General features: G+C 64.6%; 16 protein-coding genes, 3 pseudogenes and 1 riboswitch. Of the genes and pseudogenes, 8 read left to right on the top strand and 11 right to left on the bottom strand.

What is annotated here, in order from left to right:
- Positions 1-24 precede the first annotated feature (24 nt).
- Positions 25-1,284 (bottom strand): annotated as a pseudogene (locus tag AB4M76_RS01045) (Zn-dependent hydrolase).
- A gap of 168 nt (positions 1,285-1,452) precedes the next feature.
- Between AB4M76_RS01045 and AB4M76_RS01040 the strand changes: the two are divergent.
- Positions 1,453-2,008: pseudogene (locus AB4M76_RS01040) on the top strand (TetR family transcriptional regulator C-terminal domain-containing protein); the annotation flags it as partial.
- 191 nt (positions 2,009-2,199) lie between these two features.
- Positions 2,200-2,709 carry a hypothetical protein gene (locus AB4M76_RS01035; RefSeq protein WP_368439998.1) on the top strand — a complete coding sequence of 170 codons (510 nt, stop codon included), beginning with the start codon at positions 2,200-2,202 and terminating at the stop codon, positions 2,707-2,709.
- Between the two features lie 55 nt (positions 2,710-2,764).
- Here the strand turns inward: AB4M76_RS01035 and preA are convergent.
- A pseudogene (preA, locus tag AB4M76_RS01030) lies at positions 2,765-4,053 on the bottom strand (NAD-dependent dihydropyrimidine dehydrogenase subunit PreA); the annotation flags it as partial.
- A 25-nt stretch (positions 4,054-4,078) separates the two neighbouring features.
- The gene (locus AB4M76_RS01025; protein ID WP_368439997.1) at positions 4,079-5,410 is read right to left on the bottom strand and encodes an NAD(P)-dependent oxidoreductase; all 1,332 of its coding nucleotides are present in this window, start codon (positions 5,408-5,410) and stop codon (positions 4,079-4,081) included.
- 329 nt (positions 5,411-5,739) lie between these two features.
- Between AB4M76_RS01025 and AB4M76_RS01020 the strand changes: the two genes are divergently transcribed.
- Positions 5,740-5,946 carry a cold-shock protein gene (locus tag AB4M76_RS01020; protein ID WP_067623368.1) on the top strand — a complete coding sequence of 69 codons (207 nt, stop codon included), beginning with the start codon at positions 5,740-5,742 and terminating at the stop codon, positions 5,944-5,946.
- 59 nt (positions 5,947-6,005) lie between these two features.
- Here the strand turns inward: AB4M76_RS01020 and AB4M76_RS01015 are convergent, their stop codons facing one another.
- On the bottom strand, positions 6,006-6,659 hold the full coding sequence (locus tag AB4M76_RS01015) for an arylesterase (protein WP_368439996.1): 654 nt from the start codon (positions 6,657-6,659) through the stop codon (positions 6,006-6,008).
- Between the two features lie 49 nt (positions 6,660-6,708).
- On the opposite strand from AB4M76_RS01015, the gene AB4M76_RS01010 reads away from it, so the two are divergent.
- Together AB4M76_RS01010 and AB4M76_RS01005 are read left to right on the top strand one after the other, a co-directional pair.
- On the top strand, positions 6,709-7,377 hold the full coding sequence (locus AB4M76_RS01010) for an ABC transporter ATP-binding protein (RefSeq protein ID WP_368439995.1): 669 nt from the start codon (positions 6,709-6,711) through the stop codon (positions 7,375-7,377).
- Positions 7,374-9,902: an ABC transporter permease gene (locus AB4M76_RS01005; RefSeq protein ID WP_368439994.1), complete on the top strand. Its 2,529-nt coding sequence runs from the start codon at positions 7,374-7,376 to the stop codon at positions 9,900-9,902. The genes AB4M76_RS01010 and AB4M76_RS01005 overlap by 4 nt, the downstream gene beginning before the upstream one ends.
- A gap of 32 nt (positions 9,903-9,934) precedes the next feature.
- Here the strand turns inward: AB4M76_RS01005 and gcvP are convergent, their stop codons facing one another.
- The 3 genes from gcvP to gcvT all read right to left on the bottom strand — a co-directional run bounded on the left by gcvP (position 9,935) and on the right by gcvT (position 14,409).
- The gene (gene gcvP, locus AB4M76_RS01000) at positions 9,935-12,781 is read right to left on the bottom strand and encodes an aminomethyl-transferring glycine dehydrogenase (RefSeq protein ID WP_368439993.1); all 2,847 of its coding nucleotides are present in this window, start codon (positions 12,779-12,781) and stop codon (positions 9,935-9,937) included.
- Between the two features lie 113 nt (positions 12,782-12,894).
- The gene (gene gcvH, locus AB4M76_RS00995; RefSeq protein ID WP_368439992.1) at positions 12,895-13,254 is read right to left on the bottom strand and encodes a glycine cleavage system protein GcvH; all 360 of its coding nucleotides are present in this window, start codon (positions 13,252-13,254) and stop codon (positions 12,895-12,897) included.
- Between the two features lie 21 nt (positions 13,255-13,275).
- Entirely contained in the window at positions 13,276-14,409 is a 1,134-nt protein-coding gene (gene gcvT, locus AB4M76_RS00990; protein WP_368439991.1) for a glycine cleavage system aminomethyltransferase GcvT, read from the bottom strand.
- A 149-nt stretch (positions 14,410-14,558) separates the two neighbouring features.
- Positions 14,559-14,645: riboswitch (glycine riboswitch) on the bottom strand.
- A gap of 101 nt (positions 14,646-14,746) precedes the next feature.
- Here gcvT and AB4M76_RS00985 point away from each other — a divergent pair.
- Positions 14,747-15,337, top strand: coding sequence for a gamma-glutamylcyclotransferase family protein (locus tag AB4M76_RS00985; RefSeq protein WP_368439990.1), 591 nt, complete (start codon positions 14,747-14,749; stop codon positions 15,335-15,337).
- On the opposite strand, the gene AB4M76_RS00980 is transcribed toward AB4M76_RS00985, so the two are convergent.
- The 4 genes from AB4M76_RS00980 to AB4M76_RS00965 all read right to left on the bottom strand — a co-directional run bounded on the left by AB4M76_RS00980 (position 15,281) and on the right by AB4M76_RS00965 (position 20,225).
- Positions 15,281-16,678 carry an MATE family efflux transporter gene (locus AB4M76_RS00980; protein WP_368439989.1) on the bottom strand — a complete coding sequence of 466 codons (1,398 nt, stop codon included), beginning with the start codon at positions 16,676-16,678 and terminating at the stop codon, positions 15,281-15,283. The two genes, AB4M76_RS00985 and AB4M76_RS00980, sit on opposite strands and share 57 nt — an antisense overlap.
- 156 nt (positions 16,679-16,834) lie before the next feature.
- Positions 16,835-18,172 carry a glutamate--tRNA ligase gene (gene gltX / locus AB4M76_RS00975; protein WP_368439988.1) on the bottom strand — a complete coding sequence of 446 codons (1,338 nt, stop codon included), beginning with the start codon at positions 18,170-18,172 and terminating at the stop codon, positions 16,835-16,837.
- An 80-nt stretch (positions 18,173-18,252) separates the two neighbouring features.
- The gene (locus AB4M76_RS00970; protein ID WP_368439987.1) at positions 18,253-18,645 is read right to left on the bottom strand and encodes a DUF1801 domain-containing protein; all 393 of its coding nucleotides are present in this window, start codon (positions 18,643-18,645) and stop codon (positions 18,253-18,255) included.
- A gap of 29 nt (positions 18,646-18,674) precedes the next feature.
- On the bottom strand, positions 18,675-20,225 hold the full coding sequence (locus AB4M76_RS00965; RefSeq protein WP_368439986.1) for an MORN repeat-containing protein: 1,551 nt from the start codon (positions 20,223-20,225) through the stop codon (positions 18,675-18,677).
- Between the two features lie 206 nt (positions 20,226-20,431).
- Here AB4M76_RS00965 and AB4M76_RS00960 point away from each other — a divergent pair, with 206 nt between their 5' ends.
- Positions 20,432-22,006, top strand: a complete 1,575-nt coding sequence (locus tag AB4M76_RS00960) for a nitrilase-related carbon-nitrogen hydrolase (RefSeq protein WP_368439985.1) — start codon at positions 20,432-20,434, stop codon at positions 22,004-22,006.
- Between the two features lie 233 nt (positions 22,007-22,239).
- Positions 22,240-22,920, top strand: a complete 681-nt coding sequence (locus AB4M76_RS00955) for a DUF1236 domain-containing protein (RefSeq protein ID WP_368439984.1) — start codon at positions 22,240-22,242, stop codon at positions 22,918-22,920.
- Positions 22,921-23,034: the final 114 nt, after the last annotated feature.

The raw sequence follows: 23,034 nt of genomic DNA, 5'->3' as shown, positions 1-23,034 counted from the left end.
GCCCCCACACCGCCCCCCAATATCTCAGCCCTCTATCTCTGCGGTCTCCAACACCGCATGGAGCAGCACATCCGCCCCGGCCTTGGCCCAGTCCTTGGTGATCTCCTCGGCCTCGTTATGGCTCAGCCCGTCGACACAGGGGCACATCACCATCGCCGTCGGCGCCACGCCGTTGATCCAGCAGGCGTCATGGCCCGCGCCCGAGATCAGGTTCATATGACTGTAGCCCAACCGCTCCGCCGCCATTGCGCACCGCCCTCACGCAGCCTTCATCAAAGGCCACCGGATCGAAGCCGCCGACCTTCTCGAATTCAATCTCAAGCCCCCATATCATCCGCGATCTTCTGCCCCTCGACGCGCAGACGCTGCTCCATATCCTCGATCACTGCCAGATCGGGGCGAGCGGAAATCGACGGTGAAAACCGTCTTGCCGGGGATCACGTTGCGCGAATTGGGATAGACCTCGATATGCCCTGCCGCCCCCACCGCATGGGGCGCATGGCTCCAGGCAATCTCGCTGACCTTCTCCAGCACCCGCGCCATGCCGAGCCCCCGCATCGCGGCGCATCGGCATCGGGGTCGAGCCGGTGTGGCTGTCCTTGCCGGTGATCGTCACCTGCGTCCAGCTCAGCCCCTGCCCATGGGTGACCACGCCGATGTCCTTGCCCTCGGCTTCCAAAATCGGCCCCTGCTCGATGTGCAGTTCAAAGAAAGCATGCATCTTGCGCGCACCGACTTCCTCCTCCCCCTTCCAGCCGATCCGCTCCAGCTCATCGCCAAAGCTTTTGCCCTCCGCATCGGTCTTGGCATAGGCCCAGTCTTGGGTATGGATGCCCGCAAAAACGCCTGAGGCCAGCATCGCGGGGGCAAAACGCGTGCCTTCTTCATTGGTGAAATTGGTCACGACAATCGGGTGTTTGGTCTTGATCCCCAGATCATTCATCGTGCGCAGGATTTCCCAGCCCGCCCAGCACAGCCCAGAACCCCGTCATATTTGGCCGCCCGTGGGCTGGGTGTCGAGGTGGGAGCCGACATAGACCGGCAGCGCCTCGGGGTCCGTCCCCTCGCGGCGGGCGAACATATTGCCCAATCTGGTCGAGGCCCATGGTGCAGACCCGCCTCTTCGCACCATTTCTGGAACAGGGCGCGGCCCTCGGCATCCTCGTCGGTCAGGGTCTGGCGGTTGTTGCCGCCCGCCACGCCCGGGCCGATCTTGGCCATTTCCATCAAGGAATCCCACAGGCGGTCGGGATCAATCTTGAGGTTCTCTCCGGGGGCGGGCATAGGTCACTCCTCTGTCATCTTCGCATCGGCTTTTGCCGTGTTGTTTTTTTTACCATTTTGGTAAATCCACGATTGCGATTAGGTTATGGTCTGTCAAGAACTGCTTTGAAACAACCCGCCGCCGATCCACCAAACGCCTTTTTTCGCAGCACCACGAGGATCCCCGCCTTGCCCGCAAGCTCTGCCAAGAAACCCAGCCGCATTCAGTTGCGCAACCGTCGGGTGATTCTGGATGCCGCGCTAGAAGTCTTTTCAAAGCACGGCTATCGCGGCGCGACATTGGATCAGATCGCGGCCGAGGCGGGGCTGAGCAAGCCGAACATCCTGTATTATTTCGACGGCAAGGAAGACATTCACGTCACCCTGCTTTCGCGTCTGATGAAGACATGGCTCGACCCTCTGGTCGCGCTTGACCCCGATGGCGACCCGCGCGGCGAAATCCTTGATTACGTGGACAGAAAGCTGAAAATGGCGGGCGAACTGCCGCGCGAAAGTAGGTTGTTTGCCAATGAAATCCTGCAGGGCGCGCCGCGCATTTCGCCCGGAGCTGCACAGCCATCTCAAACCGCTTTTTGACGAGAAATGCGCGGTCATCGCAGGCTGGGTGGAGAGCGGCAAACTGCCACCGCTCGACCCGCAGCACCTGCTGTTCTCGATCTGGGCCACCACCCAGCATTACGCGGATTTCGAAGCCCAAGCGCAGGTGCTGCTGGGCGCCGAGGCGGACCACCCAGCCCCGGGCCGCGGCCCATCTCGCGGGCGATGTTCGGCGCGCTATTGGCGCAGCCAAAGGGATCGGCCAGCGTCTCTTAACCAGCTTTCCCGAAAAAACGACGGCTGTTTACGTTCCGTTAGGATTCCGGGCGCAGATTATCCCCGGGGTGAGGGCTCCTTTAAGATGTGAAAGGGGCAGAGATGACTGCATTACTGCTGACCAATACCATCGCCGCGCAACAGGTAGCGCAGGCGCAGAAAACCGGGGCCGCGCCAAATCTATCCGCGGCCACCCTATCCGCACCGGGGCAATCTCAGGCAGAGACGTTGGGCACGGCTGCCGGGCCCCAGGCGGTGGCCCCCGCGCAGAGCGGGCGTGACGCCCGAGCATCGGGGCAATCGTCCTGCTATTCGGGCAGCGGCAGCGGCGCAGGTGGCGCCGCGGCAGAGCAGCCCGTCTGGACCCGGCGCCGCCCGGATGCCACGCCGGAATCGGTGGTCGCAGCGCGGACGCAGACGACAGCCTCGGACCGTCTGGAGGAGATGGCCCGCGACGCTGCGCTGGCCGTGATCGCCGCGCGGCGCGAGGCCGCTTTGCTTGCGGGTGCGTCGCCATCTGCCGAGGTCATCGACAGGGCCCAGCAGAGCCGCGACATGGCAAATGAAATGCCAGACCCGCTGCCCACGGCCCCGGTGCTTCAGAAAAACTGACACCGGGACCATGGCCTGCCGATCTACTTCTGCCGCCTCGGGCGTCCTTGGCGGCAGGGTTGTTCGGATGGGTTGTCCAATTGGCATATTCCGGCGAGACGACATCGCCGTGTGCGCAGGTCCATCGCCCCTGCGGCCAGCGCATCCATCGAGATACAGTCTCTCCACCGGGCAGACATTGACGCAGAGGTTGCAGGCCACGCATTCCTCTTCGATCACCGTGAAAGTGCGGTCCTCAGACATGGCGATGGCTTGGTGGCTGGTATCCTCGCAGGCGGCAAAACAGCGGCCGACAGGAGATGCAGAGATCCTGATCGATCTTTCGCCTTGGCAACGTAGTTCAGGTTCAACTGGTTCCAGTCGGTGACATTCGGCACCGCGCGGCCCACAAGCTCATCGACCGAGGTCATGGCCCTTCTCGTCCATATATTCCGACAGGCCCGAGATCATTTCCTGCACCACCTTGAAGCCATAGGTCATCGCCGCCGTGCAGACCTGCACATTGCCCGCGCCAAGGGCCAAAAACTCCGCCGCGTCGCGCCATGTGGTGACGCCGCCGATGCCGCTGATCGGCAGGCCGTGGGTTTCGGGGTTGCGCGCAATCTCGGCCACCATATTGAGCGCGATGGGTTTGACCGCCGGGCCGCAATAGCCGCCGTGGGTGCCCTTGCCGTCGATCATCGGCTCCGGCGCAAAGAGGTCGAGATCAACCGAGGTGATGGAGTTGATCGTGTTGATCAGGCTCACCGCATCCGCACCGCCGCGTTTGGCGGCCTCGGCGGGGTAGAGCACATTCGTGATGTTCGGCGTCAGCTTCACGATCACCGGCATGCGGGTGTACATCTTGCACCAGCGGGTGACCATTTCGATATATTCCGGCACCTGCCCCACGGCAGAGCCCATGCCGCGCTCGGCCATGCCGTGCGGGCAGCCGAAGTTCAGCTCGATCCCGTCGGCGCCGGTCTCCTCCACATGTGGCAGGATCGCCTTCCACGCCTCTTCCTCGCAGGGCACCATGATCGAGGCGATGAGCGCCCGATCCGGGTAATCACGTTTCACCGCCTTCATCTCACGCAGGTTCACCTCCAGCGGGCGGTCGGTGATGAGCTCGATGTTGTTGAGCCCCAATAGCCGCCGGTCCGCGCCCCAGATCGCGCCGTAGCGCGGGCCGTTGACATTGACCACGGGCGGCCCTTCGGCGCCGAGGGTCTTCCAGACCACCCCGCCCCAGCCCGCCTCATAGGCGCGGCGCACGTTATATTCCTTGTCCGTCGGCGGGGCCGAGGCCAGCCAGAACGGGTTGGGGGATTTGATCCCGATGAAGTCGCTTCTCAGATCAGCCATGTTTTGTCTCCCTCTCGGCGCGGCCTCAGCCCGCCGCCCCCATCAATGTGGTGTGAATGTCCATCGCCGCATCGCGGCCCTCGGCCACGGCGGTCACCGTCAGATCATCGCCGCCGCTGGCGCAGTCGCCCCCGGCCCAGACCCCGTCGAGGCTGGTGCGCCCGGTGCCGTCGACCTTGATCTTGCGCCCGTCGAGGTCGGGCAGCCCCTCGCCCATCAGCGTCTGGCCAATGGCCTTGAACACCTGATCCGCCTGCAAGCGCAGGGTTTGACCGGTGCCTTTCATCGCGTCATCGACATATTCAAACTCGATCTCGCGCACTGCACCATTGCCATGCACGGCAATCGGCACCGCATGGGTCACGATCCGCACGCCTTTGGAGGCCGCGAGGTCCTGCTCAAAGACGCTGGCATTCATCCGGTCACGCCCGCGGCGGTAGACCAGCGTCACATTGAGCGCGCCCAGCAGTTTCGCCTGCACCGCGGCATCCACCGCCGTCATGCCGCCGCCGATCACCACCACATCGCGGCCAATGGGCAGTTTGGACATGTCGCCAGTCTGGCGCAGTTCGGCGATGAAATCGACCGCATTGGCGACCCCGGCCTTGTCCTCGCCTTCGGCGCCAAGCGCATTCACGCCCACCAGCCCCATGCCGAGAAACACCGCGTCATAGTCGTCCTTTAGCTCCTGCAGGGTCACGTCGCGGCCCACGGCCATTTCGTGACGGAAGTTGATGCCGCCGATCTTCATCAGCCAATCGACCTCGGCCTGCGCGAAACCATTGGGCGTCTTATAGGCCGCGATGCCATATTCATTCAGCCCCCCGGGCTTGGGCCGCGCATCAAGGATGTCGACGTCATGGCCCAGCATGGCCAAACGATGCGCACAGGACAGCCCCGCCGGCCCCGCGCCGACGACGGCCACGCGCTTGCCCGTGGGCGCGGCGCGCTCAAAGGGATGCAGCCCTTGGGCCTGCAAATGGTCAGTGGCATAGCGCTGCAACTGCCCGATCAAGACCGGCTTGCCTTCGGCGACCTCACGCACGCAGACCTCTTCGCAAAGCGTCTCCGTCGGGCAGACCCGCGCGCACATGCCGCCCAGGATGTTCTGGCTCAGGATCGTCTTGGCCGCCGCATCGGGGGTGCCGGTGGCGATCTGGCGGATGAACAGCGGAATGTCGATATCCGTCGGACAGGCCGTCATGCAAGGCGCATCGTGGCAGAAGTAGCAGCGGTCCGCCGCGACCAGCGCCTCATGTTCATCAAGCGGCGGATGCAGGTCCGAAAACCCTTCATCGTAGTTCTGCGGGGCCAGCCGCCCGGGTACGATTCCCGGCTCAAAGACATCACGTGCCATATCAAAATCCCTGTTGTTTCTTGCTGTTTTGAAAATGCTCACACGGAATCATTTTTTTATCAACTGGTAAATTTTTGGGAATGTGGATGGGCTGAATGGTGCTTCCCCCGCCCCTTTTGTGACAAAATCACGAAATTTCATGCGCGTATCCTTGCCGGTTGGCCCATAGGCGCGAAAAATCCTTGATTTTAAAAATAGGGATTCCAATATCGAAGATGCGACGCGAAGACTTATCGACCCGGCTGCCCTACGGCTCCACCGATCACGAATTCGACCGAGCCACGCTGCCGCATGTTGCGGGCAGATCAATTAGAGGGAGACTGCGGGTCATGGCTACTGGCACCGTCAAATGGTTCAACACGACTAAAGGCTACGGCTTCATCGCGCCGGACAGCGGCGGCAAGGACATCTTTGTCCATATTTCTGCGGTAGAGCGTGCCGGGCTGACCGGTCTGGCCGACAATCAGAAAGTGACATTCGATGTGGAAGCCGGCCGCGATGGCCGCGAGAGTGCGAGCAACATCGCGCTGGCCTGAACTGGCCGCATCATAGGTTTGAAACGGACGCTGCGGCGTCCGTTTTCGTTTCTGGGGGGTTACTCTTGCGCGGCCCGTTCGGCCAATTGCGCAACCGCCGGGCCGATGTCTTGCACGATCAGCGCCACGCCTTCGGCATTGGGGTGGATGCCGTCGCCCTGAAAATAGCGGCGAATGGTCTCGCTGCGCGCCGCGGCGCTGCCCTGTTCTGCGGCCAGCAACCCGGTAAAGAAATCGGGGTAAAACAGCGTGTCATACTCTTCTGCCAAATCCGGATAGAGCGCTTCAAACTGCGCCTGATAAGCGGCGCCATAGTTCCCCGGCGCGGACATGCCGACCAGCAGCACCTCCACCTCGGCCTGTTGTGCGGCGGCCAGAATCCCGTCGATGTTGCGCCGCGCCTGTGCCGGGTCGAGCCCGCGCAGCATGTCATTGCCGCCCAAAGTCACGATCATCGCATCAACCTCGGGCGTCAGCGTCCAATCGACCCGGGCGAGGCCGCCTGCGGTCGTATCGCCCGAGACGCCCGCGTTAACGATCCTCGCCTCGACCCCTTCGGCGTCCAGCCATCCCTGCAATTGCGGCACGAACCCCTCTTCGGCAGGCAGACCGTAGCCCTGGGTCAGACTGTCGCCCAGAGCCGCGATCACCACCTCTTCGGCCTGAGCGGTGCTGCCTAAAACAAAGGCAAAACAGATCAATACCTTGCGCATCCTCCACGGACCTCCATATCCAACTGATACCCAGAACAAAGGCGGCCCGATGAGCGACCCTGTCTATGATCTTCAAGATGTCACGCTGAGCCTCAAGGGCAATGCCGGGATCGTCGATATTCTGCGCGGCATTTCGCTAGAGGTCCAGCAGGGCGAGAGTATCGCGCTGACCGGGGCCTCGGGGTCGGGCAAATCCTCCCTGCTCATGGTCATGGGCGGGTTGGAACGGGCGACGGGCGGTCAGGTGATGGCGCTTGGCCATGATCTCAGCGCATTGCGCGAGGATGGGCTGGCGCGGTTTCGGCAGGGGCGGATGGGGATTGTCTTTCAATCCTTCCACCTCATCCCCACCATGACCGCGTTGGAGAATGTCGCCACCCCGCTGGAGCTTGCAGGGGCCGAAGATGCCTTTGACCGCGCGCGGGTCGAGTTGGAGGCCGTGGGGCTGGGCCACCGGATCAACCAATATCCCGCGCAGATGTCGGGCGGCGAACAGCAACGTGTGGCGCTGGCCCGGGCCGCCGCGCCGCGCCCGGCGATCCTCTTGGCGGATGAGCCGACCGGCAGTCTCGACAGCCGCAACGGGGCCGCGATCATGGACCTGCTGTTCGAGTTGCGCGACCGCCATGGGGCGACGCTGGTCTTGGTCACCCATGCCGATGATCTGGCCGCGCGCTGCGACCGGGTGGCGGAACTGCGCGACGGGCGTCTGGCATGAGCCTGCGCCTTGCGGCCCGTTTCGCCCGCCGGGAAATGCGCGGGGGGCTGCGCGGTTTTCGCCTGCTGCTGGCCTGTCTTGCCCTTGGCGTGGCCGCTCTGGCCGCCGTCGGCTCGGTCCGCGCCGCGATCGAGGCGGGGTTGGAAGCCGAAGGCGCAGCGCTTCTGGGCGGCGACGCGGAGCTTGATTTCACCTATCGTTTCGCCAGCGCAGAGGAACGCGACTGGATGGCCGCGCGGGCCGAGCGGGTGTCCGAGATCGTCGAATTCCGCTCCATGGCCGTGGTCGGCAATGGCGCTACCTCCGAGCGGGCGCTGACGCAGGTCAAGGCGGTCGATGACCTCTACCCGCTGATCGGTCAGATGGCGCTCGACCCTCCCATGCCGCTCGACCGCGCCCTCGCCCCCGTGGACGGGGTCGCGGGCGCGGTGATGGAACGGGCGCTCACAGATCGGCTTGGCCTCGCCCCTGGCGATGTTTTCGCGCTCGGAGAGGCCGAGTTCCGCCTGAGCGCGCGCATCATCCGCGAACCGGATTCGGCGGCCAGTGGCTTTTCGCTCGGCCCCCGCACGCTGGTCCTGCGCCGCGCGCTCGACGGCTCCGGCCTGCTGTCCGCCGGGACGCTGTTCAACAGCAAATACCGGCTCGACCTGCCGGATGGCACCCCGCTCGCGCCTTTGGAGGCCGAGGCCAGACAGCGCTTTGCCGAGGCCGGGATGCGCTGGACCGACGCCCGCAACGGCGCGCCCGGCGTGGCGCGATTTGTCGAACGGCTCAGCGCCTTTCTGGTGCTGGTGGGGCTTTCGGGTCTCGCCGTCGGCGGTGTCGGCGTGGCGGCGGCGGTGCGGGCCTATCTGCAACGCAAGACCTCTGTCATCGCCACCTTCCGCGCCATGGGGGCGACACGGGCGACGATCTTTCAAACCTATTTCATTCAGGTCGGTGTCTTGGCCGTGATGGGCGTGGCGCTTGGCCTCATGCTCGGCGCCGGGCTGCCGCTGCTGCTGTCGCCCCTGATCGAGGCAAGCCTGCCTCTGCCCGCCCGTTTCTCCCTCTACCCGGCCCCTTTGGCCGAGGCCGCGCTTTACGGTCTGCTCACTGCCGCGCTCTTCACCCTTTGGCCGCTGGCGCGCAGCGCCGATCTGCGCGCCGCGACCCTGTTTCGCGATGACTGGCAGCGCCAATCGCCCTGGCCCGCTGCGCCTTACCTTCTGGCCATGGCCCTGCTGCTGGCCGCCTTGCCGGCGCTGGCGGGCTGGTTCAACGGATCATGGTCGCTCACGCTTTGGACCCTCGGCGGCCTCACGGCGACGCTGGCGCTGCTGGCGCTGGCCGCCGCGCTCTTGCGGCTGCTCGCACGGGCCGCCGCCAAGCGTCTGCGCGGACACCCGCGCCTGCGGTGGGCGCTGGCGGCAATCGGCGGGCCGGGCGAAGGCGCCACGGCGGTGGTGCTGGCGCTTGGGCTGGGCCTGTCGGTTCTGGCCGCGGTGGGCCAGATCGACGGCAACCTGCGCCGTGCAATCTCGGGCAATCTGCCGGATGTGGCGCCGTCCTATTTCTTTGTCGATATCCAGAAGGATCAGATCGACGGTTTCACCGAACGTCTGACCGGCGATGCGGCGGTCAGCCGGGTCGAAAGCGCCCCGATGCTGCGCGGGGTGGTGACCGAGATCAACGGGCGCCCGGCCCGGCAGGTTGCGGGCGATCACTGGGTGGTGCGGGGCGACCGGGGCATCACCTATGCCGCGCAGCCGGGCGAAGACACGCGGATCACCGTAGGCGACTGGTGGGCCGAGGATCACAACGGCCCGCCGCAGATCAGCTTTGCCGCCGAGGAAGCCAAGGAGATGGGCCTTGCCCTTGGCGACAGCCTAACCATCAATGTGCTGGGCCGGGCCATCACCGGCGAGATCACCAGTTTCCGCGAAGTCGATTTCTCCACCGCCGGGATCGGCTTTGTGCTGACGATGAACCCCGCCGCGCTGGCGGGCGCGCCGCATAGTTTCATCTCCACCGTCTATGCCGACCCCGCAGCCGAAACCGCGATCCTGCGTGATCTGGCGGAGACCTACCCCAATATCACCGCGATCCGGGTCCGCGATGCCATTGACCGCGTGGCGGCGGTGCTCAGGGGGCTGGCCTCTGCGATTTCGGTGGGGGCGCTGGCGACGCTGGTGACCGGTTTCATGGTGCTGATCGGCGCGGCGGCCGCTGGCACCGGGGCGCGAAGCTATGAGGCGGCCTTGCTCAAGACCATGGGCGCATCGCGCCGGGCCATTGCCACCAGCTTTGTGCTGCGCGCCGGCCTGCTTGGCCTTTTCGCCGGGGCCGTGGCGCTGCTGGCGGGGATCACCGGGGGCTGGGCGGTGAGTCATTATATCATGGAAACCGATTTCGCCGTGGTCTGGCCCAATGCGCTGATGATCATCGCAGGCGGGGTGCTGGCGACGGTGCTGGCGGGCTTGGGCTTTGCGCTGAAGGCCTTGAACGCGCGGCCTGCGGATATGCTAAGGGCGCAGGAATGATCCCGCGCCCTTTGGCTGTCTTTATGGTCTGATTATTCCGCCGCTTCGGCGTAGTCTTCCAGCGGCGGGCAGGTGCAGATCAGGTTGCGGTCGCCATGCACGTTGTCGACGCGGTTGACCGGCGGCCAGTATTTGTCGACCCGGAAGGCCCCGGGCGGGAAGCAGCCCTGCTCGCGGCTATAGGGCCGGTCGCCCCATTCCACCACCAGATCCTCCACCGTATGCGGCGCGTTCTTGAGCGGGTTGTTGGCGCGGTCCATGCGGCCCTCTTCGATCTCGCGGATCTCTTCGCGGATCGCCAGCATCGCATCGCAGAACCGGTCGAGCTCGGCCTTGGTCTCGCTCTCCGTCGGCTCCACCATCAGCGTGCCGGCCACCGGCCAGGACATCGTCGGCGCGTGGAAACCGCAGTCGACCAGACGTTTGGCGACATCTTCGTTGGTCACCCCTGCGCTCTCCTCATAGGGGCGCACGTCGATGATACACTCATGCGCCACCCGGCCCGTGGGGCCTTTGTAAAGCACGTCATAAGCCCCTTCGAGCCGCTTGGCGATATAGTTGGCGTTGAGGATTGCGACCCTTGTGGCCTGCGTCAGCCCGTCGCCGCCCATCATCAGGCAGTAGGACCAGGAAATCGGCAGCAGCGACGGCGAGCCATAGGGCGCCGCCGAAACCGCCGCGCCTTCTTCATTCGGGTGGCCCGGCAGATGCGGGATCAGATGCGCTTTCACCCCGATCGGCCCCATGCCGGGGCCGCCGCCGCCATGCGGGATGCAGAAGGTCTTGTGCAGGTTGAGGTGGCTCACATCGCCGCCCAGATCGCCGGGGCGCGAGAGCCCCACCATGGCGTTCATATTGGCGCCGTCGATATAGACCTGTCCGCCGTGGTCATGGGTGATCTTGGTGACCTCATGCACGGTTTCCTCAAACACGCCGTGGGTCGAGGGATAGGTGATCATGCAACCGGCGAGGTTCTCGCTGTGCTGCTCGGCCTTGGCGCGGAAGTCATCGAGGTCGATGTCGCCATTGGCGGCGGTCTTGATCACCACGACCTTCCAGCCGACCATCTGGGCCGAGGCCGGGTTGGTGCCATGGGCACTCATTGGGATCAGGCAGATGTTGCGATGCCCCTCCCCCTGCTTGCGGTGATAAGCGGCGATGGAGAGCAGACCCGCATATTCCCCCTGCGCGCCGGAGTTCGGCTGCATGGAAATCGCGTCATAGCCGGTGATCTCGCAGAGTTTGTCGCTGAGATCGTCGATCATCTCCTTGTAGCCAAGCGCCTGATCGGCGGGCACGAAGGGATGGATGAGCGAGAACTCCCGCCATGTCACCGGCATCATCTCCGCCGCCGAGTTCAGCTTCATGGTGCACGAGCCAAGCGGGATCATCGCCCGGTCCAGCGCCAGATCACGGTCGGCCAGGCGGCGCATGTAGCGCATCATCTCGGTCTCGGCCCGGTTCATGTGGAAGATCGGGTGAGTCAGATATTCGCTCGTCCGCACCATCGCATCGGGCAGACGGTACTCGGGCGTGAAATCATCATCGGCCTGACGGATGCCAAAGGCACGCCAGACCGCCTCGATCGTGTCGGGGCGGGTGCGTTCATCCAGCGAGATCCCGACCCGGGTTTCCCCCACGCGGCGCAGGTTGATGCCCTCGTCCACCGCGGATTTCATCACCGCGGCCTGCAAGGGGCCAACATCGACGGTGATCGTGTCGAAATAGGCTTTCGGATCGACCTTAAAGCCTGCCGCTTCCAGCCCTTTCGCCAGACGCACGGTCTTGCGGTGGATGCGCTGCGCGATGGCTTTCAGCCCCTCCGGCCCATGGAACACCGCATACATCGAGGCCATCACGGCCAAGAGCGCCTGCGCGGTGCAGACGTTGGAGGTCGCCTTCTCCCGCCGGATATGCTGCTCGCGGGTCTGCAGGCTGAGCCGGTAGGCGCGATTGCCTCGGGTGTCGATCGACACGCCCACGATCCGCCCCGGCATGGTCCGCTTCAGCGCATCCCGGCAGGCCATATAGGCGGCGTGGGGGCCGCCGTAGCCTTCCGGCACGCCGAACCGCTGGGTGCTGCCCACGGCAATATCCGCCCCCATCGCGCCCGGCTCTTTCAGCAGGGTCAGCGCCAGCGGGTCGGCGGTGACGATGCCAATGGCCTTGGCCTCGTGCAGCGCGGTCATATGATCGGTGAAATCGCGCACATGGCCATAGGTGCCGGGGTATTGGAAGATCGCGCCAAAGACCTTATCGGCCTCCATCTTGTCGGGGTCGCCGACGATCACCTCAATGCCCAGAGGCGCGGCACGGGTCTTCATCACGGCGATGTTCTGCGGGTGGCAATCGCGGTCGACAAAGAACGCCTTGGCTTTCGACTTCGCGCCGCGCAGCGCCATGGTCATCGCCTCGGCACAGGCGGTGGCCTCATCCAGCAGCGAGGCATTGGCAATTTCGAGCCCGGTGAGGTCGCTGACCATGGTCTGGAAGTTCAGCAACGCCTCAAGACGGCCCTGCGAAATCTCGGGCTGGTAGGGCGTATAGGCGGTGTACCACGCGGGGTTTTCGAGGATGTTGCGCTGGATCGCCGGCGGCGTGACCGTGCCGTGATAGCCCTGACCGATGAGGCTGGTGAGCACCTTGTTCTTGCCCGCGATGCTGCGCATATGCTCCAGCACTTCGCGCTCACTCATCGCCTTGCCGAAATCGAGCGGCTCCTTGGCGCGGATCGCCTTGGGCATCGTGTCGTCGATCAGCGCATCAAGGCTTTCCGCGCCGACAGTGCCAAGCATCTGCGACATCTCGGAAGGGGACGGGCCGATGTGACGCCGGTTGGCGAAATCATAGGGCAAATAATCGGTGGGCTTGAAGCTCATGTCGGGTTCCTCGTCACGGCGCGGCAGCGGCGCCCCCTTGTTTAGACGCGCCGCCCAGGGGGGCGACGCAAGTGATCCGTTCGCGGTGTCGGGCGCGCCAACACCGGGGCCGTTCAGCCGATGAATTTCTGGTAGGTGGCTTCGTCCATGAAGTCGTCCATCTGGCTGGCGTCGGTGAACTTCAGCTTGAAGAACCACGCCTCGCCCTGCGGGTCATCATTGACCATGCTGGGGTTGTCGGTCAGCGTGCTGTTCACCTCGGTGATCTCGCCGTCGATCGGGGCCAGAATATCCGACGCCGCCTTGACGGATTCGATCACGACCACTTCGTCATCCTTGCTGACGGTGGTGCCCTCCTCGGGCAGTTCCACGAAAACCACATCGCCCAGCTGCTCGGCGGCATGTGTGGTGATGCCCACGACCACTTCGTCACCCTCGACGCGCAGCCATTCATGTTCTTCGGTAAATTTCATCTCAGTAATCCCTGTGTAGGTTCAGCGTTTGAAGTTCGCCGCGACGAACGGCATTTTCGTGACAGTCAGTGGCAGGCGCTTGCCGCGCACCTCGCCCCAGAGCGGAGTGTCGACCTTCGCATGCTCGGCGGTGACATAGCCCATGGCAACCGGGCCGCCAACCGTCGGGCCAAAGCCGCCGGAGGTCACTTTGCCCACCTCATTGCCGCCCTCGGCCGCATCGAAAAGCGCCACGCCTTCGCGCATCGGCGCGCGGCCCTCGGGGCGCAGCCCGACCCGTTTGCGCGGCGCGCCATCGGCCAGCTGTTGCAAGATCACCCCCGCGCCCGGAAAACCGCCAGCGCGCTCGCCGTCATTGCGGCGCACCTTCTGGATCGCCCAGTTCAACCCGGCCTCCACCGGGGTGGTGGTGGTGTCAATGTCGTGGCCATAAAGGCAGAGCCCGCTTTCAAGCCGCAGACTGTCGCGCGCGCCCAGACCAATCGGCGCTACCCCGTCCAGCGCCAGCAACCGGCGCGCCAGCGCCTCGGCATCCACATTGGCGACCGAGATCTCATAGCCATCCTCGCCGGTATAGCCCGAGCGCGAAATCGTGGCTTTGACCCCGTCAAGATCGACGTCCTGCGCCACATCCATGAATGTCATATCGGCCACCGAAGGCTGCAGCTGCGCCAGCACGGCTTCGGCCTGCGGCCCCTGCAACGCCAAAAGCGCGCGATCGTCGAGCACGTCAATCTCGCAGCTGTCCGACAGCGCCTCTTTCATCAGCGCGATGTCGTCATCCTTGCAGCCCGCATTGACCACGACGAAGATATGATCGCCCATATTGGCCAGCATCAGATCATCCAGAATGCCGCCCGTGGTATCGGTAAACATCGCATAGCGCTGGCGCATCTTGCCCAGACCCAGCACATCGACTGGCACCAACCGCTCCAGCGCCAGAGCGGCATCCTCATAGCTGCCCGATTTTGCACGCACCACGACCTGCCCCATATGGCTCACATCAAAGAGCCCGGCGGCGGCGCGGCTGTGCAGATGTTCCTTCATCACCCCAAGGGGGTATTGCACGGGCATGGAATAGCCCGCAAAGGGCACCATCTTGGCCCCCAGTTCCACATGTAAATCATGCAATGCCGTCTGCTTGAGATCGCTCATCCGGTTCGCCTTTCCTGTCGCTTCCGGATGACCTTTTGACCACGCCGGCACCTTAGCGCCGCTACCGCCGCGCATGATGCCCCCTCTGTCCTTCCGCCTGAGATCGTTATCCCTTCGGCGTGCGCATCCGCGCCTCTCTCCAGAGTCTTGGTCACGTCACGGTCCTGGGGCCTGAGAGTTTCCGGGGCGGTTGCTCCTTCGGCATCGGTGTGACCCGATTCTCCCGTGACGATTGGCCCTTTCGTATGCTGCGGCATACCTCTGCGTCAAGCATGCTTGTGGGCCGATGCGACACATGTTTTGTTGCGCCCGAGACGGCAATCGGAAAGCACCCCGCATGACCCCCTATTTCTTTGGCTACGGCAGCCTTGTGAACCGCAACACCCATGCCTACCCCGACGCCCGGCCCGCGCGGCTTGACGGCTGGCGGCGGCGATGGGTGCGCACCGAGGGGCGCGATATCGTCTATCTCTCCGTCGTGCAGGACCCGGCCACCCGTATCGACGGTCTGATCGCCGCCGTGCCGGGGGCAGATTGGGCGGCGCTGGACCAGCGCGAATACGGCTATGCGCGTCACGCCTCTGGCGGCGCGGTTGTGCATGATCTGGTCCCCGCCCCCGACATCGCCCATTACGCGATACCTGCCGAGAGCACGGTGGACAGCGGCGATCATGTGATCCTGCTGAGCTATCTCGACGTGGTGATTCAAGGTTTCCTGCGCGAATTCGGCACCGATGGCGCGGCGCGCTTCTTTGACACCACCGACGGCTGGGACACGCCCATTCTGGACGACCGCAAAGCCCCGCTCTACCCCCGCCACCAGACGCTGACGGCCGAGGAAACCGCCGTGGTCGACCACCATGTGAAACGCCTATCGGCGCGCGTGAAACAGCGCCATGAGGCGACCTTCGCGGCCAAAAATTTCTGACCGCGCGCCGGGTCTGCCGCCGCGCGCAATCGTGCGCCGGGCCAGCACCCAGGCCACCACGCCAAAGACCACCCCGGCGGCAAATTGCCCGATCAAGACGCCGGGGGCGCCAAACAGCAGCGAGCCAAGCCAGACGAGCGGGATCAGCGCCACCGCATTGCGCCCCCAATTGGTAAAGGTCGATAGGAAGGGCCGCCCCATGTTGTTGAAAGTGGCATTGGCCACAAACATCACCCCGGGAAAGAAAAACGCCAGCGCCAGCGGCCCGCAGAAAAGATAGATCAATTCCCGCGTAATGCCTTCGGCCTCGAACAGGGCGGCAATCATGTCGCGCATGAAATAAAGCGCCGTGGAAACCACCACGATCACCACGGCGACAAAGACCACCGCCGCGTCAAAGCCGCGCCGCACCCGGTGCAGATCCCCCGCACCAAAGTTCTGCCCGATGATCGGCCCCACGGAGCCCGAGAGCGCAAAGATCACGCCAAAGGCGACCGGCATCATCCGCGTCACAATCGCCATGCCCGCCACCGCCGCCTCGCCATAGCCCGCCATGGCGCGGGTGACATAGGCCTGCCCCACCGGCGTGGCGATCTGCGCAAGAATGGCCGGAAAGGCGATCGACAGCACCGGCCCAAGATCCCGGGCCATCCCCGCCAAACGGGGGGCGGCCACCCCGCCGTGGTGGCGAAACAGCGGCCACATCGCCATGCCCGCGATCACCACCCGCGCGATCGACGAGGCAATCGCCGCCCCGGTCAGCTCCAGATCCAGCCCAAAGATCAGGATCGGGTCGAGCAGCGCATTCACCACCCCGCCCGAGATCGTGGCGAACATCGCCCGCCGCGCATCCCCATGCGCGCGCAGCACCGCCCCGCCCATCATCCCAAGGATCAGAAACGGCACCGAGGGCACGACGATCTGCAAGAACAACACCGCCTGCTGCGCCGTCTCCCCCGTGGCCCCCAAGAGCCCCACCAAGAGCGGCAGCGCCCACCAGATCGCCCCCGAAAACAGCAGCCCAAAGACCGCGCCATAGCTCAGCGCATGGGTGGTCCGCTCCCGCGCCAGCGCGTCATCCCCCTGCCCAAGCGCCCGCGCCACCAGCGCCCCCGCGGCAATGCTGAGCCCGATGCCGAAAGAGGTGGTGAAAAACAAGATCGCCCCGGCATAGCCCACGGCCGCCGCCAGTTCCGATTTGCCCAGCATGGCGATGAAGATCATATCGACGAAATCGACCAGAAACACCGCCATCAGCCCGACCGAGGAGGTCAGCGACATCACCGTCACATGGCGAAACAGATTGCCCGTCAGAAATGTCGCCCGCGCACCCGCTGCCATCCGCCGCCTCCCGATGATCCCCGGCCCTACATCACACCGAAACAACAGGCTGCGCAATGGCACAGCCTGCCCGCAGGCGACAGCGCCCTCTTCTTCATTCTTTTAAAAATACCCGCGGGGGTCCGGGGGCAGCGCCCCCGGTTCCAACGCCCTGATCTAGCCGCGGGCCTTGATGTTTTGCAGCAGGGGCATGACCTGCGCCATCTCCGGCCCGTGCTCCTGCCCGGTCAGCGCCAGACGCAACGGCCGGAACAGGCCGCGCCCCTTGCGCCCGGTGGCCTCCTTGACCTGCGCGGTCCAAGCGCTCCAGGTGTTCTCATCAAAAGGCATCTCGGGCAGCAGCAGCATCGCCTGCGCCACAAACTCGCGGTCTTCCTCGGCGATGACCGGTTCGGCGCCATCGCGGAACATCGCCCACCAGGCGCCAAGATCTTTCAGGGTCGAGATATTCTCGCGCGTCACCGCCCAGAACTGCGCGGCCTTCTCCTCTGGCACCCCAAGGGCGGTGACGTCGTCCTTCACCGCCTCAAGCGGCAGCTGCTGCAAATAGCGCCCGGTCAGCGGGAAGAGGTCTTGCACGTCAAACTTCGTCGGGGCCGAGCCGAAGCGGTTGATGTCAAACCCCTCGATCAGCGCCGCCATATCGCTGCGCAGCTCCACCGGGTCCGAGGAACCCAACCGCGCCATCAGGCTCAACAGCGCGAAAGGCTGCACCCCCTGTTCGCGCAGATCGCGCAGCGCCAGCGTGCCGAGCCGTTTGCTCAGCGCCTCGCCCTGCGGGCCGGTCAGCAGCGAGTGATGCGCAAAGGACGGCACCGCACCATTGCCAAGCGCCTCCATGATCTGGATCTGCGTGGCGGTGTTGGTCACATGGTCCGAGCCGCGCACCACATGGGTCACGCCCATCTCGGTGTCGTCCACCACGCTCGCCAGCGTATAGAGGATCTGCCCGTCGCCGCGAATGAGCACCGGGTCACTGACCGAGGCCGCGTCGATCGAGATATCGCCAAGGATACCGTCGTCCCATTCGATCCGCGCATGCTCCAGCTTGAAGCGCCAGACCCCGTCGCCGCGTTCGGCGCGCAGGGCAGCTTTTTCATCGTCGGAAAGGTTCAGCGCCGCGCGGTCATAGACCGGCGGCTTGCCCATGTTGAGCTGTTTCTTGCGTTTGAGGTCCAGTTCCGTCGGGGTCTCAAAGGCCTCGTAAAACCGGCCCTTTGCGCGCAGATCATCGGCGGCGGCGTGGTAGCGGTCCAGCCGCTCGGACTGGCGCTCAACCCGGTCCCATTCCAGCCCCAGCCATTCGAGGTCCTGCTTGATCCCGTCGACATATTCTTCCTTGCTGCGCTCGGGATCGGTGTCGTCGATGCGCAGGATGAAAGTGCCGCCCGCCTTGCGCGCGATGAGGTAGTTCATCAGCGCGGTGCGCAGGTTGCCCACGTGGATATAGCCAGTGGGGGACGGGGCGAAACGGGTGACGGTGGGGTTGGACATCTGGCGTACTCCTGTTGCGCGCGGCTTGCCACAGGGCGCGGGCGTTGTCCAGTAAAGGCGGGGCGTGGGCCCCCGGCGGTTCACGTCGGCTGGACGGGCCAGCGGTCTTGCAGATTGGCCAGCCCTGCCCGGATAAGCTCGGCCAGAACATCGAGGTCGGCATCGGCCAGCTTGTTCAGATAGAGGCAGGACTTGCCGATCCGGTGTTTGCCCAAACGGGACAGGATCGCAGAGAAATCCGCATATCCCGGCATGATATAGATCGACAGTTTCGCCTTGCGCGGGGCAAAGCCGGTGGCAAGCGAGGTGCCGGAATGGCCCGAGGCATAGGTGTAGTCATAGGTCCCGTAGCCAAGGATGCCGCCGGAGTAGAGCCGGGGGGCGAAGCCGGTAACCTGCTGAAACAGCTGATCAAGCTTTGCCGCTTCGTGAAACCGCCGTTCAGGGGTGACCTGCTCCAGGAAAGCCGCCACCGCGCTCGCCGCCGCCCCGGACAAGGGGGTCAACCGCCGTCGGCGGCAGTGCTGGGCGGTGGGGTTTCCTCAGCCGTCACATCTTCGGTTGGCGCCGCCGCTTCGGGGGTTTCTGCGTCAGCAGGGGCTTCATCTGCAGGCAATGGCTCGGCGGGCGTCTCGGCCTCGGTCTCGCTTTCCACCGCTTCCGCCGTACCGTCACTCAGCGCGCCATTCTGCCAATCGCCCGAGGCTTCCTCGCCGCTGGCATAGCGCATGGTGCCGGTGCCTTGACGTTTGCCGGCCCTGAAGGTGCCCTCATAGACATCGCCATTGGCATAGGTCGCCACGCCCTGCCCCTCGATCTCCCCCTCGGTCCATTCGCCCTCATAGACAAAGCCGCTGGCCATGGTGATCTTACCCTGCCCATGCCGCTGCCCGTCGCGGAACTCGCCCTCATAGACCGTGCCATCGGGATAGGTCGCCTTGCCCTGCCCGTGGCGCTGGCCGTCTTTCCAGCCGCCCTCATAGCGGTAGCCATCGGCATAGGTCATCACCCCTTGGCCATGGTTGCGGGCGTCCTTGAACTCGCCCTCATAGACCACGCCATTGGTATAGGTCGCGACGCCCTCCCCTTCGATCACCCCGGCGACCCATTCGCCCTCATAGGTAGAGCCGTCGGGATAGGTGATCTTGCCGGTGCCATCCGCCAGATCATCGCGGAAGGTGCCGACATAGACCGAGCCATCGGGGTAGGTCACCTGACCCTCGCCCTCGATCTGCCCCGCAACCCAGGAGCCGGTATAGACATAGCCGTCGGTGCCGGTGAAAGTGCCCTGCCCGTCGCGGCGGTCATCCTTGAAATCGCCTTCATAGGTGTCACCGTTTTCATAGGTGACCTTGCCCTTGCCCTCGCGACGGCCCGCGACCAGCGTGCCTTCGTAGACATCACCATTGGGCTGGGTGAGCCTGCCGGTGCCATCGATCTGGCCGTCTTTCCACTTACCGACATAGACCAACCCATCCGGCATGGTCAGCGTGCCTTCGCCGCTGCGCTTGCCGGCTTCGATCTCGCCTTCATAGACCGCACCGTCTGGATAGGTGATCGTGCCAACGCCCTGTTTGACGCCATCAACCCAGTCGCCCTTGTATTCATAGCCGCCGGGGCTTTGCATCACGCCCTTGCCGTGGTGTTTGGCGTTGCGAAAGCCGCCCTCATAGCGCACGCCATTGGCATAGGTCGCAACCCCCTGCCCCATGATCGCACCGGCTTCCCATTCGCCCTCATAGGTGCCGCCATCGGCAAAGGTGATCTTGCCCAGACCGTCCGGCTTGCCCTTGGCGAAATTGCCCTCATAGACCGAGCCATTGGGGAAACGCGCCACGCCTTCGCCCTTGATCTCGCCCTCGACCCATTCGCCGGAATATTCATAGCCATTGGGCAGCTTATAGGTGCCGGTGCCATGCTGAAGACCGCCCTGAAAGGTGCCTTCATAGATGCCCCCGTCGTCATATTCCTTGGTCAGCACCTGCCCATCCTGCGCCCAGAGCGGCGCGGCCAGAAAGGCGATCAGACAGATGGACAGGCTGCGGTGCAACATGGGCGGTACTTCCCGATCTCGTTAAACGTCAGTTCCGCAAGAGGTTAAGGGTGATGCGAGCCAGAGGCAACGGCTTTGCAGGCGGCGCATGCCGGATTCAGCCGATCCGCCTTGCCACAGCCCCCCGTCCGGCCGGGCCCGGGGGTTTCGCCGCTGCCGCGATCTGCTACATCGCGGGAAGCCTATCTCAAGCCGGAGCCTGAAGCATGACAGACCGTTTTCGTCTCACATTGGGGCAGATGAACCCCACCGCTGGCGATCTGTCGGGCAATGCCGCGCTGGCGCGGCAGGCTTGGGAGGCGGGACGCGCCGCGCAGGCGCAGATGGTGGCGCTGCCCGAGTTGTTTCTGACCGGTGCAGTGGGCGATCTGCTGCGCAGCCCCGCCTTTCTGCGCGATGCCCAAGCGCAGCTTGAAACCCTCGCGCGGGCCTGTGCGGACGGACCTGCGCTTGGCATCGGCGCGCCCTGGCAGGAGGGTGACAGGCTTTATAACGCCTATCTGATCCTCGAAGAGGGGCGGATCACCCAGCGGGTGCTGAAACACCGGCTTGCCGCGGAGGAAGCCGCGCTCTTCGACGCGGGGCCGATCTCGGGCCCCTATGTGGTGGCAGGGCTGCGGCTCGGCAGCCCGATCGGCGCGGATATCGCAGATGCCGATGTGGCCGAGACGCTGGAAGAAACCGGCGCTGAGGTTCTGCTGTCCCCCCATGCCGCCCCCTACCGCCGGGGCATATTGGACCTGCGGTTCAACCACACTGTCGCGCGGGTGATCGAAACCGGGCTGCCGCTGATCTACCTCAACCAGATCGGCGCGGAGGGGCGCGAAGTCTGCGATGGTGCCTCCTTTGCGCTGAACCCCGGCGGACATCTGGCCCGGCAGCTCCCCGCCTTTGAGACCGCCGTGGCCCATATCGACCTCGCCCGCGGCGCTGAGGGCTGGCATGTGCTGCCGGGCGAGATCGCGGCGCAGACCGATGCGACCGAAAAAGACTACCGCGCGCTCGTGCTGGGCCTGCGCGATCACCTGCGCAAAAGCGGGCAGAGCAACATGCTGCTGGGGCTTGAAGGCGACGCCGGTTCGGCGCTGGTGGCCGCGCTCGCCGCTGACGCGATGGGGCCGGCGCAGCTGCGCTGTGTCTTCCTTCCCGGCCCGGAAACACCCGATGCCGCGCGGGGGCATGCCGAGTTCACCGCCGCGCAGCTTGGCTGCACCTTGGACGTCGCACCGCTCGCCACGCTTCAAAGTCAGCTGGGCGAGACGCTCGGCGCATTGAAGGGTGCAGAGGCACAGGGCGGTTTAGCTTTGACCGATGGGGTGCGGAGGCTTCTGCTCCAGACCCTCGGCGATGATCTTGGCGCGATGGCACTCAGCAACGCGAGCAAGACCGATGCGGCACTGGGCCGCCCTTCCGCGCAACAAGGCGGCCTTGCGCCGATCAGTGACCTCTATGAGAGTGAGGTACTCACGCTCTGCCAGTGGCGGAACCGGCAGCACCGCGCGTGGATGAACGGCCCGGCGGGCGCGGTGATGCCCTCCGACATCCTGTCCGCAACCCCGGACGCGCCCGACATCGACTCCCTTCTGAAACTGCTGCTGGAGGATAAGGTCCCCCCTGCCGACTGTATCGCTGCCGGATATGAAGAGGCGGTTGTTGAAAAACTGGCAGAGCAGGTCTTCCACGCCAGCCGCATCGCCGCCCCGGGGCCACAAATCTCCGACGCGAAACCCATGACCGCTGAGGGTCTCGCTGCCCAAAAGCGCTGGCTCGATTCACGATAACCACGCGCCCTGCGCAAAGGTTGCACGCCAATCTAAACAGTTGAAACCTAGCAATTTTCCGCCGATCTTCTGCGGTAAATTGCCGAGTTCCCCCCCGCTTTCCCCGCCCCGCGCAAATCGCCAGCAAGGGCGCGGAACCTTCCCGCAATGCTGGTGTTTTCATGGCACGACGCGCAACTGGCGGCGCGGGCATCCTCTTGGGGGGCCGCGCTGCGGAAAGAAAGGATATCGAGATGAATATCATGAAACTCGGAATGGTCTCTGCAATCGCTCTGGGTGCCGCGGCACCGGTCTATGCGCAGACGGCCGAGGCCATTGCAGCAACGGACCTCAACGTGCGGTCGGGCCCCGGCCCACAGTATGACATCGTCGGCGTCATCCCGGGTGGCAAAGCCGCCATGGTCGAAGGCTGCCTTGACAGCGCCTCCTGGTGCCAGGTGAATTTCGACGGCACCCAGGGCTGGTCCTATTCCGACTATTTGGCTGTGGAAGTTGAAGACCAGGCCGTGGCCCTGACCGAACGCCCCGCAAGCATCGAAATCGGCACCGTGACCTATGAAGACCCGGAAGGCACGGCTCGCAATGAAACCGCAGGGGCGACTGCTGGCGCCACGCTGGGTGCGCTGACCGCCGCGGCCGTGGGTGGCCCTGTCGGTGGCATCGTGGCCGGTGGCATTCTGGGCGGTGCGGCAGGCTCCGCAGCAGCGGAACCGGATGAGAAAACGATAACCTACGTCCGCGAGAACCCGGTCGAAACCGTGTATCTTGACGGCGAAGTCGTTGTCGGCGCGGGCATCCCGACCACGGTTGAGACCTATGCGGTGCCGGAATCCGAATACCGCTATGTCAACATCAACGGCGCCACCGTGCTGGTGGACAATGAGACGAACCTGATCGTCGACGTTGTACGCTAAACCGCGCAGATCGCATTCAGGACGGCCCGGAGAGCATTCTCCGGGCCTTTTTCATGCGCTGTTTCCTGCTGCGGCGGCAGGTGAATATGCCTAAGCTGCCCGCAACAGCAGAGG

The organism is Sulfitobacter sp. PS-8MA (assembly GCF_040933935.1).
Classification (GTDB): Bacteria; Pseudomonadota; Alphaproteobacteria; order Rhodobacterales; family Rhodobacteraceae; genus Sulfitobacter.
This window is presented reverse-complemented; position numbering and strand designations above follow the sequence as displayed.

Excerpts from the sequence above, each read along its gene's own strand:
- AB4M76_RS01035 (WP_368439998.1), top strand. The coding sequence starts at position 2,200 with ATGACTGCATTACTGCTGACCAATACCATCGCCGCGCAACAGGTAGCG.
- AB4M76_RS01025 (WP_368439997.1), bottom strand. The coding sequence starts at position 5,410 with ATGGCACGTGATGTCTTTGAGCCGGGAATCGTACCCGGGCGGCTGGCC.
- AB4M76_RS01020 (WP_067623368.1), top strand. The coding sequence starts at position 5,740 with ATGGCTACTGGCACCGTCAAATGGTTCAACACGACTAAAGGCTACGGC.
- AB4M76_RS01015 (WP_368439996.1), bottom strand. The coding sequence starts at position 6,659 with ATGCGCAAGGTATTGATCTGTTTTGCCTTTGTTTTAGGCAGCACCGCT.
- AB4M76_RS01010 (WP_368439995.1), top strand. The coding sequence starts at position 6,709 with ATGAGCGACCCTGTCTATGATCTTCAAGATGTCACGCTGAGCCTCAAG.
- AB4M76_RS01005 (WP_368439994.1), top strand. The coding sequence starts at position 7,374 with ATGAGCCTGCGCCTTGCGGCCCGTTTCGCCCGCCGGGAAATGCGCGGG.
- gcvP (WP_368439993.1), bottom strand. The coding sequence starts at position 12,781 with ATGAGCTTCAAGCCCACCGATTATTTGCCCTATGATTTCGCCAACCGG.
- gcvH (WP_368439992.1), bottom strand. The coding sequence starts at position 13,254 with ATGAAATTTACCGAAGAACATGAATGGCTGCGCGTCGAGGGTGACGAA.
- gcvT (WP_368439991.1), bottom strand. The coding sequence starts at position 14,409 with ATGAGCGATCTCAAGCAGACGGCATTGCATGATTTACATGTGGAACTG.
- AB4M76_RS00985 (WP_368439990.1), top strand. The coding sequence starts at position 14,747 with ATGACCCCCTATTTCTTTGGCTACGGCAGCCTTGTGAACCGCAACACC.
- AB4M76_RS00980 (WP_368439989.1), bottom strand. The coding sequence starts at position 16,678 with ATGGCAGCGGGTGCGCGGGCGACATTTCTGACGGGCAATCTGTTTCGC.
- gltX (WP_368439988.1), bottom strand. The coding sequence starts at position 18,172 with ATGTCCAACCCCACCGTCACCCGTTTCGCCCCGTCCCCCACTGGCTAT.
- AB4M76_RS00965 (WP_368439986.1), bottom strand. The coding sequence starts at position 20,225 with ATGTTGCACCGCAGCCTGTCCATCTGTCTGATCGCCTTTCTGGCCGCG.
- AB4M76_RS00960 (WP_368439985.1), top strand. The coding sequence starts at position 20,432 with ATGACAGACCGTTTTCGTCTCACATTGGGGCAGATGAACCCCACCGCT.
- AB4M76_RS00955 (WP_368439984.1), top strand. The coding sequence starts at position 22,240 with ATGAATATCATGAAACTCGGAATGGTCTCTGCAATCGCTCTGGGTGCC.